The organism is Stenotrophomonas sp. 8(2023), from assembly GCF_030345295.1.
In the GTDB taxonomy this organism is placed as follows: domain Bacteria; phylum Pseudomonadota; class Gammaproteobacteria; order Xanthomonadales; family Xanthomonadaceae; genus Stenotrophomonas; species Stenotrophomonas muris.
In genome coordinates, this window is the sequence record NZ_CP128404.1 from 796235 (window position 1) to 811871 (window position 15637).

Below are 15637 nucleotides of genomic sequence, written 5' to 3' on the forward strand. Positions count from 1 at the left end.
AAGTGCGGTTGCTTGGGGAAACCGGCGCGCAGTGTAGCCGCACCGGCCTGTACCGCGCGTGGGCCGGGCTCAGCCCGGCGAGCCGGTGCGGATCACCACGTACTGCTTGCGGAATTCCAGCCCGGCCTGCGGCCAACTGGCAGCATAGGCGCGCAGCAGGGGCAGGGCGGCGGCGAAGTCGTGGCCGTTGACCCGGCAATCGGCCTCGCACAGGCCGTCGGCATCGCGCGAGGCGAACAGGCGGATGGCGAGGAAATGGCGGGCTTTCAGCAGCTCGTCGAAGGCCTCCATGCTGCGGGTGAACAGGCAGCAGGGGCAGGAGCCATGATCGTCTTCGCTGCAGGTGGAGGCATCCACGTCCTGTGCACGGTAGTGCGCCAACGGCCCCAGCACCACGGTGCGCTGATGTTCCTCACCCTCGTCGCCGACCGGATAGGTCAGGCCCATCATCGGCAGGCCCTGTGCGTCTTGGGCGCCGATCGCGGTCTGCAGGGTCACCAGGTCCACCCGGGCCCAGGCCTGGAAGCCGGACAACAGCGATGCCTGCTCATCGGCACCATTTGCGTGCTGGTACTCGAACAGGCCATCGGCGAACAACTGCGGATGCTGGCTTTCAATGACGGTGGAGGTCTGCCAGCCGCCTTTGTCGCGCGCCTGCGCGGCCATTGCATGCGGGGTCAGGCGCAGGCCGCTGTCGAGCAGCAGCGCGTTGCCGTCGATGCGGCTGGCGGTGCCGGTGTCCTGCAGGGCCTGCTGCAGCAGCGGGAGGAGGGCGGTGGCGCTCGTGGTCATGTCAGGCCTGTGGATGGATAAGGCGGAACATCCAGGCAGGGCCTGGGGCTAGCGGTCGAGTACGTCGAGCTCGGCGCGATATCGCTGCGCGTCGGATTGCTGCTGCGGATCGTTGCCGTGGTCGCGCAGCCAGGTTTCCAGCTCGCGGCGATAGTCCGCGCGGAAACCGGCATTGCCCGGGCTGAAATGCAGCTTGCGTGCCGCCACCTCCACCCGCTCGCGCGCGCTGGCCCGGGCCTGGGCGACGCCGTGCGGTGACTCGTTGGTGAGGATGACGAAGTTGCGTGGGAAGCCCGGCGTGTACTTGACCAAGAACGGCTGGTCGCGCGCCGGGATACGGATGGCGTTTTCCAGCGGCCACAGCGAAGCGGTGTTGGTGTGGAACACCACGTCCACGTCGCGGCCCTCGGCGGTACGCAGCACCCCTTCGTAGCGCCAGATGTACTGCTCGTTGAGCGTGGAGCTGGTCCGCTCGGTCTTGACGATCACCGCTTCACCACGCTCGCCCACCACGTTGAGGAAGGCGGCGTTGAGGAAGTGGCCGAGGAACATGTTGAGCATCGCCAGCGGGAACACCACGATGGCGTAGCCCGGAAAGCGCCGCCACCACGAGACCAGCCCGGCCAGCACCATTGCTGCAAAGAACGTCAGCAGCGGATGCTGCGAGATGAACCAGAGCAGGACGGAAAGGGCGGTGATCATCGTCGCGGTCGTGCGGGCGCCATCCAGGCGCCCGCGCAGGCCCTCAGGCCGACCAGGTATCGCGCAGGGTCACGCTGCGGTTGAATACCGGCGTGGCTGCGGTATGGTCGCGGCGGTCGGCCACGAAGTAGCCGGTACGCTCGAACTGGAACGACTGCTCCGGCGCGGCGCTGGCCGCGGCCGGCTCGACATAGCCGGTGACAGTGCGGCGCGATTCCGGGTTGAGGTAATCGCGGTAGGTCTTGCCTTCCGATTCGTCGTCCGGGTTCGGCACCGAGAACAGGCGGTCGTACAGGCGGATCTCGGCCGGTACGCCGTGCACGGCGCTGACCCAGTGGATGGTGCCCTTGACCTTGCGGTTGGCGCCTTCCATGCCCGGACGCGATTCCGGATCCAGCCAGCCACGCAGCTCGGTGATGGTGCCGTCGGCATCCTTGATCACTTCGTCGCAGCGGATGATGCCGGCGCCGCGCAGGCGCACTTCGCCCCCCGGGACCAGGCGCTTCCAGCCCTTCGGCGGCACTTCGGCGAAGTCCTCGCGGTCGATCCACACTTCGCGTGCGAACGGTACTTCGCGGCTGCCAAAGCTCTCGTCCTTCGGGTGGTTGCTGAAGGTCAGCTGCTCTTCGTGGCCTTCCGGCAGGTTGGTCAGCACCAGCTTGACCGGATCGACCACTGCCATGCGGCGCGGTGCGGCACTGTCCAGGTCCTCGCGCAGCGCGCCTTCCAGCACGCTGAAGTCGATCAGCGAATTCTGCTTGCTGATGCCTACGCGCTCGGCGAACAGGCGCATCGCGGCCGGGGTGTAACCACGGCGACGCAGGCCCTGCAGGGTCGGCATGCGCGGGTCTTCCCAGCCGTCGACCAGCTGTTCGGTGACCAGCGCCATCAGCTTGCGCTTGCTCATCACCGTGTAGTTGATGTTCAGGCGCGAGAACTCGATCTGGCGCGGCTTGGCCGCTTCGCGCGGCAGGCCGGCATCGACCAGCGGCTGGGTCAGTGCGTCGTCATGGGCGAAATCGACGTTGTCCACGCACCAGTCGTACAGCGGGCGGTGGTCTTCGAATTCCAGCGTGCACAACGAGTGGGTGATGCCTTCGATCGAATCACCCAGCGCGTGGGCGAAGTCGTACATCGGGTAGATCGGCCACGCATTGCCGGTGTTCTGGTGCTCGACGTGCTTGATGCGGTACAGCGCCGGATCGCGCAGGTTGATGTTGCCGCTGGCCATGTCGATCTTCGCGCGCAGGGTGCGCGCGCCATCCGGGAATTCACCGGCGCGCATGCGGCGGAACAGGTCGAGGTTTTCCTCGACGCTGCGGTCGCGCCATGGCGACGGGCGGCCCGGCTCGGTCAGGGTGCCGCGGTAGGCGCGCACTTCCTCGGCCGACAGGTCGCAGACGTAGGCCTTGCCCTGTTCGATCAGCTTCTCGGCGGCCAGGTAATAGGCCTGAAAATAGTCCGAGGCGTGGCGCAGCTCGTTCCACTCGAAGCCCAGCCAGCGCACGTCGTCCTGGATCGCGGCCACGTATTCCGGATCTTCCTTGGCCGGGTTGGTGTCGTCGAAGCGCAGGTTGCAGACGCCGCTGAACTCGCCGGCGATGCCGAAGTTCAGGCAGATCGACTTGGCGTGGCCGATGTGCAGGTAGCCGTTCGGCTCCGGCGGGAAGCGGGTCTTGATCGCCTGGTGCTTTCCGCTGGCCAGGTCCTCGCGCACGATCTGGCGGATGAAATCGCGCTTTTCGTGGCTGTCGGCGGGGGTCTCGGGGCTGGCGGGGGTGTGCTCGGACATGAGTCGGCGAAAAGAAAGGCAGAAAGACCAACAGTCTAGCGCGTACGGGGCAGGGCTGCCCGGTGGGGTGTGGGGATGCCGGCCAGCGGCCGGCACTCCCCTTGCCTGCAATGCCGGCCCCACCCTCTGGTAGTGCCGGCCGCTGGCCGGCAACCTCGGATCCCACCCTCGGCACCATTCAGCCCCCGGGCGTATGCTGGAGCCCTGCCCCGAGGAGGAGCCGCATGCACATCGTGTACAAGGCCGACAACCTGTTCGACGCCCATCTGGTCAAGCACGCGCTGGAGAACGCCGGCATCCCCGCCTTCGTGTTCGGCGAGCAGCTGCTGGGGGGCATGGGCGAGCTGCCGTTGTTCGGTGTGTTGCGGGTCGGCATCCCCGACGCGGCGCGGCCGCAGGCGGAGGCCATCATCGCGGCGCTGGACTTGGGCCAGGCCGCCGCCGACCCCATTTCCGATGCAGACGATATGGCCGGACTGCCGGCGTAGGAGCGCATCATGTTGGGAATTGGCCAGGGCATCCTCGGCATCGGGGCCTTCAAGCAGCGCCTGCCGCGCCCGGAAGAGGCATTGCCGGGGCGCGAGCAGCCATTGCCGCTGCACAGCAACCAGCACTTCGTGAACAGCCATCCGCTGAAGGACCGCTTCGCCGGCCTGCAGCAGATCCGCTTCGCGCTGGGCTGTTTCTGGGGCGCCGAGCGCAAGTTCTGGACCGAGCCGGGCGTGTACAGCACCTCGGTCGGCTATGCCGGTGGCATCACCCCGAACCCGACCTATGAAGAAGTGTGCTCGGGCCTGACCGGGCACACCGAAGTGGTGCAGGTGGTGTTCGACCCGGCGGTGGTGAGCCTGGAACGGCTGCTGCAGCTGTTCTGGGAAAGCCACGACCCGACCCAGGGCATGCGCCAGGGCAACGACACCGGCACCCAGTACCGTTCGGCGATCCACGCCACCGACGAGGCACAGTACGCTGCCGCGCTGGCCAGCCGCGAGGCCTACCAGGCCCAGCTGGATGCGGCCGGCTACGGCCCGATCACCACCGAGATCGTGTACCCGGCACCGGCGTACTACTACGCCGAGGACTATCACCAGCAGTACCTGGCGAAGAATCCGAACGGCTACTGCGGCATCGGCGGCACCGGCGTGAGCTGCCCGATCGGGTTGGATGTGGAGGCGCCGCGCTGACGCGCGGTGGTCCGCCTGCGGCGGGCAACGTCAACGGCTGAAAGCCAAAGCCAAAGCCAAAGCCAAAGCCAAAGCGGCTCTGGGTTGCTGCTTGTTGGGTGGGGCGGTGTGGGTTGGCAGGACACGCCGTGAACCCGTCCCTGGGGGCTCGATGGCGCCATCCATGGCGCCAACGGTCCTGCCAACCCACACCGCCCCACCCCCGACAGTTTCCCGGTGACGGTGGGAAAGAGCATTGGGTTACTGACGAACTGATGGAAAACAAAAAGGACGCGGCGTTCGCCGCGTCCTTTTTATTTGGTTCTGCATTGCCCTTGTAGAGCCGAGCCATGCTCGGCTCCGAGCAAGCGAAGCGCGCGACCCGCTGTTGCTCTTCTTTCTTTCTTCCGTGGCGGGTGACCACCGGAAACTGTCAGAGGGCGGGCGGGTTGGGTTCGCGGGAGTGTCCGCCGCATGGATGCGGCGGCCAAGCCTCCAGGGATGGATTCACGGCGTCTCCCGCGAACCCAACCCGCCCGACCCAGCGCGGCTTTTTGCTCTTTGCGACCAACCGACCTGCCACGAGGGGCTCAGCCGTTGGCCGGAATCCTCACAGTGCCGCGCGGATCCGCTCGCGCAGCGCTTCCAGATCCTTGGCAAACGCATCGATACCGGTCGCCAGCTTCTCGGTCGCCATCGGATCGGCCGCCAAATCCGCCGCGAACTTCGCCGCATCGATCGGGGGCACCGCCGCGCCATCAGCGGCACCGGCCACCAGCTTGCGCGGCAGCGCGCCGTGGTCGGCGTCCAGCTTCTCCAGCAGGTCCGGCGAAATGGTCAGGCGGTCGCAGCCGGCCAGCGCTTCGATCTGTGCGGTCGAACGGAACGAGGCGCCCATCACCACCGTCTTCGAACCGCGGCGCTTGAATTCGGCATAGACGCCGCGCACGAACTTCACGCCCGGGTCTTCGTCGATGCTGGCCGGGGTCTGGCCGTTGGCCACGTACCAGTCCAGGATGCGGCCGACGAACGGGGAGATCAGGAACGCGCCGGCCTCGCTGCAGGCCAGCGCCTGGGTCGGGTTGAAGATCAGGGTCAGGTTGCAGTCGATGCCTTCGGCCTGCAGGATGCGCGCGGCTTCCACGCCTTCCCAGGTCGCGGCGATCTTGATCAGGATCTTCTCGCGCGGCACGCCGGCATCGGCGTACATCTGGATGAACTGGCGGGCCTTGGCCACGGTGGCGGCGGTGTCGTGGGCCTGGTCGGCGTCCACTTCGGTGGACACGCGGCCCGGCACCAGCGTGCTCAGCAGCGCGCCGACGCCGATGGTCAGGCGGTCGGCCACGGCGTGCACCACGGCTTCGCGGTCGCCGGCCTGCTGGCGGCCCCAGGCCAGTTCGCGTTCGATCAGTTCGGCGTAGACCGGCAGGTCCAGCGCCTTCTTCACCAGGGTCGGGTTGGTGGTGCAGTCCACCGGCTGCAGGCGCTTGATCGCCTCGTAGTCACCGGTATCGGCAACGACCACGGACAGTTCGCGCAGCTGGGACAGTTTGGACGGGGTACTCATTACGGCTCCTGGTGCAAGGGGATCGAATCGCGCGCGGTGCGCAGCGGTAATCAGGGGCGGTCGTTGTGGACCGCGGTCACGCGCAGGCGCAGCTTGCGGCCGCCGGGCGCGTTCCAGTCGATGCTCTGGCCGATGGCCAGGCCGAGCAGGGCACTGCCGACCGGGGCCAGCACGGAGACCTTGCCTTCATCGACATTGGCTTCGCGGGGGAAGACCAGGGTCAGGACGTGCTTTTCGCCCGACACTTCATCTTCGCACTCCACGCGCGAATGCATCATGACGATGCCTTCGGGAATCTGGTCCGGTGCCAGCACGGTGGCCCGGTTGAGTTCTTCAGCAAGCGCGAGCGCGGCAGGCGTCTGGCTCAGCGCAGGGGATTCGAGCATGGCGTCCAGGCGGTCCATGTCGAAGGTAGAAACGGTGATCGACGGCGGCAGGCCGCTGGCGGTGTTCATGGTGAAGCTCCTTGGTTGAAAGCCATGCAAAAGGCGGCACCTGCTGGCGCCGCCTGTCTGTATTGTGGGGACAAATGCGGCCGGAATCGACTCCTGCCGATTCCGGGCCGGTGCTGCGGGGGCTCAGCCGTTCAGCGCGGGGCCGGGCAGGGCCGGTGCATCGCTGCCGGCATCGAGCGCCTCCAGCGTGAACAGTGCCTGCGGCAGGCGCTTGAACTGGTCGGCCAGCTCCATCAGGAAGTCGTTCATGGCCGAGCTGCGGCGCCAGATCATGGCGATGCGGCGGCTGGGACGGCCTTCGCCGGTGAAATCGAGCAGCCGGATGTTGTTCGAGCGCGGCACCGGCGGCTGCACCGACAGGCTCGGCAGCAGGGTGATGCCGACGTCGGCGGCGACCATCTGCCGCAGCGTTTCCAGGCTGGTGGCGCGGAATTCGGACTTCTCGTTGGCGCCGAACAGGCGGCAGACTTCCAGCGCCTGGTCGCGCAGGCAATGCCCGTCTTCCAGCAGCAGCAGCTTCTGCGTGGCCAGTTCCTGCACGTCCAGGTGTTCGCGGCGGGCCAGCGGGTGGCGCCCGGACACGGCCAGCAGGAACGGTTCCTCGAACAGGAATTCGGCATGCAGCTGGTCGTCGATCACCGGCAGGGCCAGCAGTGCGGCGTCGAGCTTGCCTTCGCGCAGGCGGTCCAGCAGCACGTCGCTCTTTTCCTCGACCAGCAGCAGTTCCAGCTCCGGGAAGCGCTCGCGGATGCGCGGGATCACATGCGGCAGCAGGTACGGGCCGAGGGTCGGGAAGATGCCCAGGCGCACCGTGCCGGCTTCCGGATCGCGGCTGCGTCGCGCCGCTTCCTTCAGCTGTTCCACTTCGGACACGATCACCCGCGCCCGTGCCGCCGCTTCCTGGCCGGCCGGGGTCAGCATCACCTTGCGCGGTGCGCGTTCCACCAGCGGCAGGCCCAGCTCTTCTTCCAGCTTGCGGATCTGCGTCGACAGCGTGGGCTGGCTGACGAAGCAGGAGGCGGCAGCCCGGCCGAAATGCTTGTGGTCGGCCAGGGCTACCAGGTACTTCAGATCACGTAGGTTCATCCTTACACCCCAGGGGTAACGGACCGGCTGACGGCGTGGTTACCCGACAGGCAGACAATGTTCCCGGTGATCTGGGAACGGTGGATCAGGCTGCTTCAGCAACGGCACCGCTGCTGTTGCTCACCGACGAGCGGATCAGGTGGTCGAACGCACTCAGTGCGGCGGTCGAGCCGGCGCCCATGGCAATGATGATCTGCTTGTAGGGCACCGTCGTGCAATCGCCAGCGGCGAACACGCCCGGCAGGTTGGTCTGGCCGCGGTCGTCGATGACGATCTCGCCGCGCGGCGACAGCGCCACCACATCCTTCAGCCACTCGGTGTTGGGCAGCAGGCCGATCTGCACGAAGATGCCTTCCAGCTCGACGCGGTGGGCATCGCCGCCGACGCGGTCCTTGTAGACCAGGCCGGTGACGCGGCTGCCGTCGCCCAGCACTTCAGTGGTCTGCGCGCTGGTCAGCACGGTCACGTTGCCCAGGCTGCGCAGCTTCTTCTGCAGCACTTCATCGGCGCGCAGGCTGGAATCGAACTCCAGCAGGGTTACATGCGACACGATGCCGGCCAGGTCGATGGCTGCTTCCACGCCGGAGTTGCCGCCGCCGATCACCGCCACGCGCTTGCCCTTGAACAGCGGGCCATCGCAGTGCGGGCAGTACGCCACGCCCTTGTTGCGGTACTGGTCTTCGCCCGGCACGTTCATCTGCCGCCAGCGCGCGCCGGTGGACAGGATCACCGAACGCGACTTCAATACCGCGCCGTTTTCCAGCTGCACCTGCACCAGGCCGTCTTCGCCGGCCGGCACCAGCGCACTGGCGCGCTGCAGGTTCATGATGTCCACCTCGTACTCGCGCACGTGCTGCTCCAGCGCCGTGGCCAGCTTGGGGCCCTCGGTCTCCTTCACCGAAATGAAGTTCTCGATCGCCATGGTGTCCAGCACCTGGCCACCGAAACGCTCGGCGGCGATACCGGTACGGATGCCCTTGCGTGCGGCGTAGATCGCCGCTGCAGCGCCGGCCGGGCCACCGCCCACCACCAGCACGTCGAAGGCGTCCTTGGCGGCGATCTTCTCGGCATCGCGCTTGCCGGCGTTGGTGTCCAGCTTGGCCACGATCTGCTCGAGGGTCATGCGGCCCTGGTCGAAGATTTCACCGTTGAGGTACACGGTCGGCACCGACATGATCTCGCGCTTCTCGACTTCGTCCTGGAACAGGGCGCCATCGATGGCCACGTGCTGGATGCGCGGGTTGAGCACCGCGGCCAGGTTCAGCGCCTGCACCACGTCCGGGCAGTTCTGGCAGGACAGCGAGAAGTAGGTCTCGAACCGGTAGTCGCCTTCCAGGTTCTGCACCTGCTCGATCAGCTCGGCAGTGGCCTTGGACGGGTGCCCGCCGACCTGCAGCAGCGCCAGCACCAGCGAGGTGAACTCGTGGCCCATCGGCAGGCCGGCGAAGGTCAGGTGGATGTCCTGGCCCGGGGTGCCCAGGTCGAAGGACGGCACGCGGCCCTGGCCATCGCGCAGCACCTGCAGCGAGATCTTGTCCGACAGGCTGTCCAGGGTCTGCAGCAGTTCCAGCATTTCCTGCGACTTGGCGCCGTCGTCGGCGTGCGCGGTGATCTGGATCGGGCGGGTCACGCGCTCCAGATAGGTCTTCAGCTGCGACTGCAGGTTGGCGTCCAACATCGGTCTTCTCCTGGCTTCAGGCAAACAGAGGGCGTGGCACCGCTGTACAAGGTAGCGGACCAGCTGGGGGTAGGGGTGAACCCAAGACAGCGACCGTGGAAGGGGCTGGCTGGCCAAGGCGGGCGAGCGTTGGCTGTCTTGGGTTCACCCCCACGCCGGCGGGGGGACCGGCACGGGGATGAAGGGCGCGCCGCGGCGTGGGGCCACGGCAGGCCGGTACTGCCTTAGATCTTGCCGACCAGGTCCAGCGACGGGGTCAGGGTCTTCTCGCCTTCCTTCCACTTGGCCGGGCAGACCTGGTTCGGGTTGGCGGCGGTGAACTGGGCAGCCTTCAGCTTGCGCAGGGTCTCGGACACGTCACGGGCGATCTCGTTGGAGTGGATCTCCAGGGTCTTGATCACGCCTTCCGGGTTGATGATGAAGGTGCCGCGCAGGGCCAGGCCTTCTTCCGGAATGTGCACGCCGAAAGCGTTGGTCAGCTGGTGGGTCGGGTCGCCGACCAGCGGGAACTGGGCCTTGCCGACGGCCGGCGAGGTCTCGTGCCACACCTTGTGCGAGAAGTGGGTATCGGTGGTGACGATGTAGACCTCGGCGCCGGCCTTCTTGAACTCGGCGTAGTGGTCAGCTGCGTCCTCGATCTCGGTCGGGCAGTTGAAGGTGAAGGCGGCCGGCATGAAGATCAGGACGGACCACTGGCCCTTCAGGCTGGCGTCGGAAACCTTGATGAACTCGCCGTTGTGGTAAGCGTTGGCTTCGAACGGCTGGATCTGGGTGTTGATGAGGGACATCATTTTTCCTCTTGGTGAAGGGGAGTGGGTGAATCGACAGGAGCTAGGTTACCCATTCGCTGGCGATAAGAACAATGCATTGATTGCATCTATTTGATAGATGGAGTCTATCAAAATGCACTGAGCAGGCACTGAACCCGGCCGCTTTCATCCTGCAACTGACTGTGTGACAAGGAAAATCTCGCCGGACCGCTGCCTGGGGCCAATAGCCCCTCCTTATCCCGTCCGGCGGAACCTGAACGGATTCCGATTTTGTAGAGCCGAGCCCGCGCTCGGCTGCTCCAGAAGCAGCCGAGCGCGGGCTCGGCTCTACAATTGCGGAATGTCTTTCCAAACCGAACCCACCCTGCGCCAGATCGTGGCCGAGGCCAGTGTCCGCCTCGGCAGCGTCGAAGCCCGCCATGAGGCGGAGCTGCTGCTGCTGCATGTGCTGGAACGCCCACGCAGTTGGCTGTTCGCGCATGCCACCGATCCGCTGGCCGCCGCCGACCAGGCCGCCTTCGAGACGCTGTTGGCCCGCCGCGTGGCCGGCGAGCCGGTCGCCTACCTGACCGGCCGCCGCGGATTCTGGACGCTGGATCTGGAGGTCGATCCGGCCACGCTGATCCCGCGCCCGGAGACCGAACTGCTGGTCGAGCTGGCGCTGGAACGCCTGCCGCAGGACCGTGCGCTGCGGCTGGCTGACCTGGGCACCGGCAGCGGCGCGATTGCCTTGGCGCTGGCCAGCGAGCGGCCACAGGCACAGGTGCTGGCCACCGATGCCAGCCCGGGTGCGCTGGCCGTGGCCGCGCGCAATGCTGCGCGCCATGAACTGCGCAACGTCCGCTTCGCCGAGGGCGGGCACGATTGGTACGCGCCGTTGCAGGGCATGCGCTTCGACCTGATTGCGAGCAATCCGCCGTACATCGCCAGCGACGACCCGCACCTGCGACAGGGCGACCTGCGCTTCGAACCGGCCTCCGCGCTGGCGTCCGGTGTGGACGGCCTGGATGACATCCGCCGCATCATCGACGGCAGCCAGGCGCATCTGCTGCCCGGTGGCTGGTTGCTGATCGAGCACGGATGGGACCAGGGCGCGGCGATCCGCGCGCTGTTCGACGCCGCCGGTTTTGCCGAGGTGCAGACCGTGCAGGACCTGGAGCAGCGCGACCGGATCACCCTGGGCCGGCGACCGGCCTAGAATGGGGGTTCTCCTGCCCCGGCAGGGCATCACCCTGGAGCTGCAAGCATGCGTACGCTGTACCCCGCCATCACCCCCTACGACGTCGGCACCCTGAAGGTCGACGACCGCCACACGCTGTATTTCGAACAGTGCGGCAACCCGGACGGCAAGCCGGTGGTGATGCTGCACGGTGGCCCGGGCGGTGGTTGCAGCGACAAGATGCGCCAGTTCCATGACCCGTCCAAGTACCGCATCATCCTGTTCGACCAGCGTGGTGCGGGTCGATCCACCCCGCACGCGGACCTGGTGGACAACACCACCTGGGACCTGGTCGCCGATATCGAGAAGCTGCGCGAGCACCTGAAGGTCGATCGCTGGCAGGTGTTCGGTGGCAGCTGGGGCTCGACCTTGGCCCTGGCCTATGCCGAGACCCATCCGCAGCGCGTGACCGAACTGGTCCTGCGCGGCATCTTCATGCTGCGCCGCTGGGAGCTGGAATGGTTCTACCAGGAAGGCGCCAACCGCCTGTTCCCGGATGCGTGGGAGCATTACCTGAAGCCGATCCCGTCGGTGGAGCGGCATGACCTGATCTCGGCCTTCCACCGCCGCCTGACCAGCGACGACGAAACCACCCGCCTGGAAGCCGCCAAGGCGTGGGCGGTGTGGGAAGGCGCGACCAGTTTCCTGCACGTCGATGACGACTTCATCAACAGCCACGAAGACCCGCACTTCGCCCTGGCCTTCGCCCGCATCGAGAACCACTACTTCGTCAACGGTGGCTTCTTCGAGGTGGAAGACCAGCTGCTGCGCGACGCGCACCGCATCGCCGACATCCCGGGCGTGATCGTGCATGGCCGCTACGACGTGGTCTGCCCGCTGGCCAACGCCTGGGACCTGACCAAGGTGTGGCCGAAGGCGAAGCTGGAAATCACCCCGGCCTCGGGCCATTCGGCGTTCGAAGCCGAGAACGTGGACGCGCTGGTGCGCGCCACCGATAGCTTCGCCTGATCGGTAGTGCCGGCCGCTGGCCGGCAATGCCTTGCCGGTCCGTTTCGCCGCCGCCCGATGTGGCTCGCCGGCCAGCGGCCGGCGCTACCGGATAGCCAAGGCCTCGGGACATTCGGCGTTCGAAGCCGAGAACGTGGACGCGCTGGTGCGCGCCACCGATAGCTTCGCCTGATCGGTAGTGCCGGCCGCTGGCCGGCAACGCCTTGCCGGGTCGTTTCGCCGCCGCCCGATGTGGCTCGCCGGCCAGCGGCCGGCGCTACCGGATAGCCAAGGCCTCGGGCCATTCGGCGTTCGAAGCCGAGAACGTGGACGCGCTGGTGCGCGCCACCGATGGCTTCGCCTGATCGGTAGTGCCGGCCGCTGGCCGGCAACGCCTTGCCGGGTCGTTTCGCCGCCGCCCGATGTGGCTCGCCGGCCAGCGGCCGGCGCTACCGGATAGCCAAGGCCTCGGGCCATTCGGCGTTCGAGGCCGACAACGTGGACGCGCTGGTGCGCGCCACCGATGGCTTCGACTGATCGGTAGTGCCGGCCGCTGGCCGGCAATGCCTTGCCGGTCCGTTTCGCCACCGCCCGATGTGGCTCGCCGGCCAGCGGCCGGCGCTACCGGTACCCAAGGCCTCGGGCCATTCGGCGTTCGAAGCCGAGAACGTGGACGCGCTGGTGCGCGCCACCGATGGCTTCGCCTGATCGGTAGTGCCGGCCGCTGGCCGGCAATGCCTTGCCGGTCCGTTTCGCCGCCGCCCGATGTGGCTCGCCGGCCAGCGGCCGGCGCTACCGGTACCCAAGGCCTCGGGCCATTCGGCGTTCGAAGCCGAGAACGTGGACGCGCTGGTGCGCGCCACCGATGGCTTCGCCTGATCGGTAGTGCCGGCCGCTGGCCGGCAATGCCTTGCCGGTCCGTTTCGCCACCGCCCGAAGTGGCTCGCCGGCCAGCGGCCGGCGCTACCGGTACCCAAGGGTTCTGACGCGCCGAAACCTTCATCCACGCATGGCGTGGATTTACCAATCCCCGGCCAGCAACGCGTCGGCCAGCACCTGCAGCTTCGGCGAGTGCTGGCGCGACGGTGGGTAGATCAGCGACAGCGCGCGGCTGCGGCCTTCAAGCGGCTGCAGCACGCGTTGCAGGCGGCCGTCAGCCAGCGCGTCGGCCACCGCGAAATCCATCACCTGCACGATGCCGATGCCGGCGATGGCCGCTTCCACCAGCGGATCGCCACTGTCGAACACCATCCGCGTCGGTGGGGTGAAGTCGCGCAGTTGGCCCTCCTGCAGGAACTGCCAGTCCACCAGCCGGCCACTGCGCAGGTTGCGCACCGCCAGGCACGCGTGATCCCGCAGCGCGGCCACATCGTCCGGTGCGCCACAGCGGGCCAGATACGCGGGGCTGGCCACCGTCACCCAGCGCAGCGGACGCAGCGGGCGCGCGACGATGCGCTGGTCGGCGATGACGCCGGTGCGCAAAGCGGCATCGAAACCTTCCTCGACCAGATCGACCAGACGGTCACTGAGCACGGCCTCCACCTGCAGTTGCGGGTGCTGTTGCAGCAACGGCGCCAGCAGCGGTACCAGCACCTTGCGCCCGAACATCGAGGGCGCGCTGATCTTCAGGGTGCCCGCGGGCGTGCAGGGACGGTCGGCCAACTGGCGTTCGGCATCCTCCAGGCCACACAGCAGCGGTGCCACCTGATCGACGAACTGGCGGCCATCCGGGGTCAGCGCCACGTTGCGGGTGTTCCGCTGCAGCAGCTTCACCCCCAGCGTGGCCTCCAGCCGGCCGATCGCGCGCGACAGGCCGGACTGGCTCAGGCCCAGCTGCCCGGCGGCGACGGTGAAACTGCGGGCTTCGGCCACCTGCACCAGCATGCGCACTGCATTGAGGTCCATCGAGGTTCCATTCATGATGAAAATCATGACAGATATGGCTGGCAGGGGGTTTATTGATTCGGTCGCATCAATGAGACTGCGCTCCCCCACCGCACCAGACCGCCGATGCCTCCCCTCAAGTACCCGCGCTGGGCGCTGACCCTGCTGGCCACTGCCCAGCTGATCATCGCCCTGGATGCCACCATCATCTTCGTCGCCCTGCACGACATGGGCCGCGCGCTGCAGATCAACGCGCAGCAGCTGCAATGGGTAGTCAGTGCCTACACCGTGGCGTTCGGCGGCAGCCTGCTGCTGGGCGGGCGCGCCGCCGACCTGATCGGCCGCCGCCGCTTCTACCGGCTGGGCATGCTGCTGTTCGCGCTGGCGTCGCTGTTCGGCGCGCTGGCGCCGAATGCCACCCTGTTGATCATCGCGCGCGCGGCGCAGGGCATCGGTGCCGCGTTGCTGTTCCCGGCCACGCTGGCGCTGATCAACACGTTGTATGCGGAAGGCCCGGTGCGCAACCGCGCACTGGCGATCTGGAGCATGGCCAGTGCGGCCGGCCTGGCGCTGGGCACGCTGCTCGGTGGCGTGCTGACCCAGGCGTTCGGCTGGCCGGCGGTGCTGGCGGTGATCGTTCCGCTGGCCACCGCCTGTGCAGTCGCGGCCGGCGCGTGGTTGCCGGCCGATGGCCCGCGTGTGCAGGGCCGTTCCTTCGATCTGGCCGGTTGCCTCACCGTCACCGCCGGCGGCAGCCTGCTGGTCACCACCCTGGTGCAAGGGCCGGAGTGGGGCTGGACGGCACCGGCCACGCTGATCTGCCTGCTGCTTTCAGCCGTGCTGTTGACGGTGTTCGTACAGATCGAAAAACGCAGCCGTGACCCGCTGATGCAGTTTTCGCTGTTGCGCCTGTCGGGCCTGCGCGCGGCACTCGGCCTGACCTTCGCCTTCATGAGCAGCTATGGCGTGCAGTACTACTTCCTGGCGCTCTACTTCCAGGATGGTTACGGCTGGAGCCCGCTGCAGGCCGGCATGGCCTTCCTGCTGCCGACCGTGGTGTGCACGTTCGGCATCCGCATTGCCGAACGCATGCTGCGGCACCGTTCGCCACGGCAGGTGCTGGCCTGGGGCTTCGCGGCCGGTGCCATCGGCATCACTGCGGTGGCGCTGGCGATGCCGCATGGCGCCAGCTACTGGCCGCTGCTGCCGGGCATCGTGGTGCTCAGCGTGGGCCAGGGCATGAGCTGGACGGCGATGTGGATCGTGGCCGGGCAGGGCGTGCCGGGGCCGCAGCAGGGTGTGGCGTCCGGCATGGCCGCCACCGCACAGCAGATCGGCGGTGCGTTGGGACTGGCGGTACTGGTGATGGTGGCCAACGCCGCGCGTGGCACGCAGGAGGCAACCAGCCCTGATGCGCTGCAGGGCATGGTCAATGCGCAGTACGGCGCCGCGCTGTTCGCCGCGTTCGGCGTGGCCATCGCGCTGGGCCTGCGCCCGGCGCCGGTCGAATCGGCTGCTGCCGTCCGCCCGGTCAACGAGGCATGATTGAAGGCGCTGCCGTGGGTGGATGTGCCACGCCTG

General features: G+C 67.5%; 17 protein-coding genes. 8 read left to right on the forward strand and 9 right to left on the reverse strand.

Annotation, left to right across the window (positions count from 1 at the left end; translation table 11 throughout):
• Positions 1-69 precede the first annotated feature (69 nt).
• From QP609_RS03580 to QP609_RS03590, 3 genes are read right to left on the reverse strand one after another with little or no spacing between them, the layout of a single operon-like run.
• Positions 70-792 carry a DUF6348 family protein gene (locus tag QP609_RS03580; RefSeq protein WP_075077070.1) on the reverse strand — a complete coding sequence of 241 codons (723 nt, stop codon included), beginning with the start codon at positions 790-792 and terminating at the stop codon, positions 70-72.
• A 48-nt stretch (positions 793-840) separates the two neighbouring features.
• A complete protein-coding gene (locus QP609_RS03585) occupies positions 841-1494 on the reverse strand; it encodes a hypothetical protein (protein WP_197621365.1) in 654 nt (217 codons plus the stop codon).
• 43 nt (positions 1495-1537) lie between these two features.
• The gene (locus QP609_RS03590; protein WP_014645999.1) at positions 1538-3286 is read right to left on the reverse strand and encodes a glutamine--tRNA ligase/YqeY domain fusion protein; all 1749 of its coding nucleotides are present in this window, start codon (positions 3284-3286) and stop codon (positions 1538-1540) included.
• Between the two features lie 224 nt (positions 3287-3510).
• On the opposite strand from QP609_RS03590, the gene QP609_RS03595 reads away from it, so the two are divergent.
• Together QP609_RS03595 and msrA are read left to right on the forward strand one after the other, a co-directional pair.
• Positions 3511-3774, forward strand: coding sequence for a DUF2007 domain-containing protein (locus QP609_RS03595; RefSeq protein ID WP_014646000.1), 264 nt, complete (start codon positions 3511-3513; stop codon positions 3772-3774).
• Positions 3775-3804: 30 nt separating this feature from the next.
• Positions 3805-4470, forward strand: coding sequence for a peptide-methionine (S)-S-oxide reductase MsrA (msrA, locus tag QP609_RS03600; protein ID WP_032956996.1), 666 nt, complete (start codon positions 3805-3807; stop codon positions 4468-4470).
• 589 nt (positions 4471-5059) lie between these two features.
• Here the strand turns inward: msrA and QP609_RS03605 are convergent.
• The 5 genes from QP609_RS03605 to ahpC all read right to left on the reverse strand — a co-directional run bounded on the left by QP609_RS03605 (position 5060) and on the right by ahpC (position 10023).
• Complete coding sequence (locus QP609_RS03605) at positions 5060-6016, reverse strand: transaldolase (protein WP_032956985.1); 957 nt, start codon at positions 6014-6016, stop codon at positions 5060-5062.
• 50 nt (positions 6017-6066) lie between these two features.
• Entirely contained in the window at positions 6067-6471 is a 405-nt protein-coding gene (gene rnk, locus QP609_RS03610; protein ID WP_014036052.1) for a nucleoside diphosphate kinase regulator, read from the reverse strand.
• A gap of 123 nt (positions 6472-6594) precedes the next feature.
• The gene (locus tag QP609_RS03615; protein WP_014646003.1) at positions 6595-7557 is read right to left on the reverse strand and encodes a LysR substrate-binding domain-containing protein; all 963 of its coding nucleotides are present in this window, start codon (positions 7555-7557) and stop codon (positions 6595-6597) included.
• Positions 7558-7642: 85 nt separating this feature from the next.
• Positions 7643-9235 carry an alkyl hydroperoxide reductase subunit F gene (gene ahpF / locus QP609_RS03620; RefSeq protein ID WP_014646004.1) on the reverse strand — a complete coding sequence of 531 codons (1593 nt, stop codon included), beginning with the start codon at positions 9233-9235 and terminating at the stop codon, positions 7643-7645.
• A 224-nt stretch (positions 9236-9459) separates the two neighbouring features.
• On the reverse strand, positions 9460-10023 hold the full coding sequence (ahpC, locus tag QP609_RS03625) for an alkyl hydroperoxide reductase subunit C (RefSeq protein WP_005408159.1): 564 nt from the start codon (positions 10021-10023) through the stop codon (positions 9460-9462).
• A gap of 322 nt (positions 10024-10345) precedes the next feature.
• Between ahpC and prmC the strand changes: the two genes are divergently transcribed.
• The 5 genes from prmC to QP609_RS03650 are packed head-to-tail and all read left to right on the forward strand — an operon-like array spanning position 10346 to position 12709.
• Positions 10346-11203, forward strand: a complete 858-nt coding sequence (gene prmC / locus QP609_RS03630) for a peptide chain release factor N(5)-glutamine methyltransferase (protein WP_169412571.1) — start codon at positions 10346-10348, stop codon at positions 11201-11203.
• 48 nt (positions 11204-11251) lie between these two features.
• Positions 11252-12193: a prolyl aminopeptidase gene (gene pip, locus QP609_RS03635; protein WP_014646006.1), complete on the forward strand. Its 942-nt coding sequence runs from the start codon at positions 11252-11254 to the stop codon at positions 12191-12193.
• A gap of 31 nt (positions 12194-12224) precedes the next feature.
• Entirely contained in the window at positions 12225-12365 is a 141-nt protein-coding gene (locus tag QP609_RS03640; protein ID WP_153643694.1) for a hypothetical protein, read from the forward strand.
• Between the two features lie 31 nt (positions 12366-12396).
• On the forward strand, positions 12397-12537 hold the full coding sequence (locus QP609_RS03645; RefSeq protein ID WP_164177619.1) for a hypothetical protein: 141 nt from the start codon (positions 12397-12399) through the stop codon (positions 12535-12537).
• A gap of 31 nt (positions 12538-12568) precedes the next feature.
• Complete coding sequence (locus QP609_RS03650; RefSeq protein ID WP_154583308.1) at positions 12569-12709, forward strand: hypothetical protein; 141 nt, start codon at positions 12569-12571, stop codon at positions 12707-12709.
• 483 nt (positions 12710-13192) lie between these two features.
• Here the strand turns inward: QP609_RS03650 and QP609_RS03655 are convergent, their stop codons facing one another.
• Positions 13193-14077 carry a LysR family transcriptional regulator gene (locus QP609_RS03655; RefSeq protein ID WP_014646007.1) on the reverse strand — a complete coding sequence of 295 codons (885 nt, stop codon included), beginning with the start codon at positions 14075-14077 and terminating at the stop codon, positions 13193-13195.
• A 105-nt stretch (positions 14078-14182) separates the two neighbouring features.
• On the opposite strand from QP609_RS03655, the gene QP609_RS03660 reads away from it, so the two are divergent.
• Positions 14183-15601: an MFS transporter gene (locus QP609_RS03660; protein WP_197621866.1), complete on the forward strand. Its 1419-nt coding sequence runs from the start codon at positions 14183-14185 to the stop codon at positions 15599-15601.
• The last annotated feature ends 36 nt before the right edge of the window (positions 15602-15637 follow it).

Excerpts from the sequence above, each read along its gene's own strand:
- QP609_RS03605 (WP_032956985.1), bottom strand. The coding sequence starts at position 6,016 with ATGAGTACCCCGTCCAAACTGTCCCAGCTGCGCGAACTGTCCGTGGTC.
- QP609_RS03580 (WP_075077070.1), bottom strand. The coding sequence starts at position 792 with ATGACCACGAGCGCCACCGCCCTCCTCCCGCTGCTGCAGCAGGCCCTG.
- QP609_RS03590 (WP_014645999.1), bottom strand. The coding sequence starts at position 3,286 with ATGTCCGAGCACACCCCCGCCAGCCCCGAGACCCCCGCCGACAGCCAC.
- pip (WP_014646006.1), top strand. The coding sequence starts at position 11,252 with ATGCGTACGCTGTACCCCGCCATCACCCCCTACGACGTCGGCACCCTG.
- prmC (WP_169412571.1), top strand. The coding sequence starts at position 10,346 with ATGTCTTTCCAAACCGAACCCACCCTGCGCCAGATCGTGGCCGAGGCC.
- QP609_RS03595 (WP_014646000.1), top strand. The coding sequence starts at position 3,511 with ATGCACATCGTGTACAAGGCCGACAACCTGTTCGACGCCCATCTGGTC.
- QP609_RS03655 (WP_014646007.1), bottom strand. The coding sequence starts at position 14,077 with ATGGACCTCAATGCAGTGCGCATGCTGGTGCAGGTGGCCGAAGCCCGC.
- ahpC (WP_005408159.1), bottom strand. The coding sequence starts at position 10,023 with ATGTCCCTCATCAACACCCAGATCCAGCCGTTCGAAGCCAACGCTTAC.
- QP609_RS03585 (WP_197621365.1), bottom strand. The coding sequence starts at position 1,494 with ATGATCACCGCCCTTTCCGTCCTGCTCTGGTTCATCTCGCAGCATCCG.
- ahpF (WP_014646004.1), bottom strand. The coding sequence starts at position 9,235 with ATGTTGGACGCCAACCTGCAGTCGCAGCTGAAGACCTATCTGGAGCGC.
- QP609_RS03615 (WP_014646003.1), bottom strand. The coding sequence starts at position 7,557 with ATGAACCTACGTGATCTGAAGTACCTGGTAGCCCTGGCCGACCACAAG.
- QP609_RS03660 (WP_197621866.1), top strand. The coding sequence starts at position 14,183 with ATGCCTCCCCTCAAGTACCCGCGCTGGGCGCTGACCCTGCTGGCCACT.
- rnk (WP_014036052.1), bottom strand. The coding sequence starts at position 6,471 with ATGAACACCGCCAGCGGCCTGCCGCCGTCGATCACCGTTTCTACCTTC.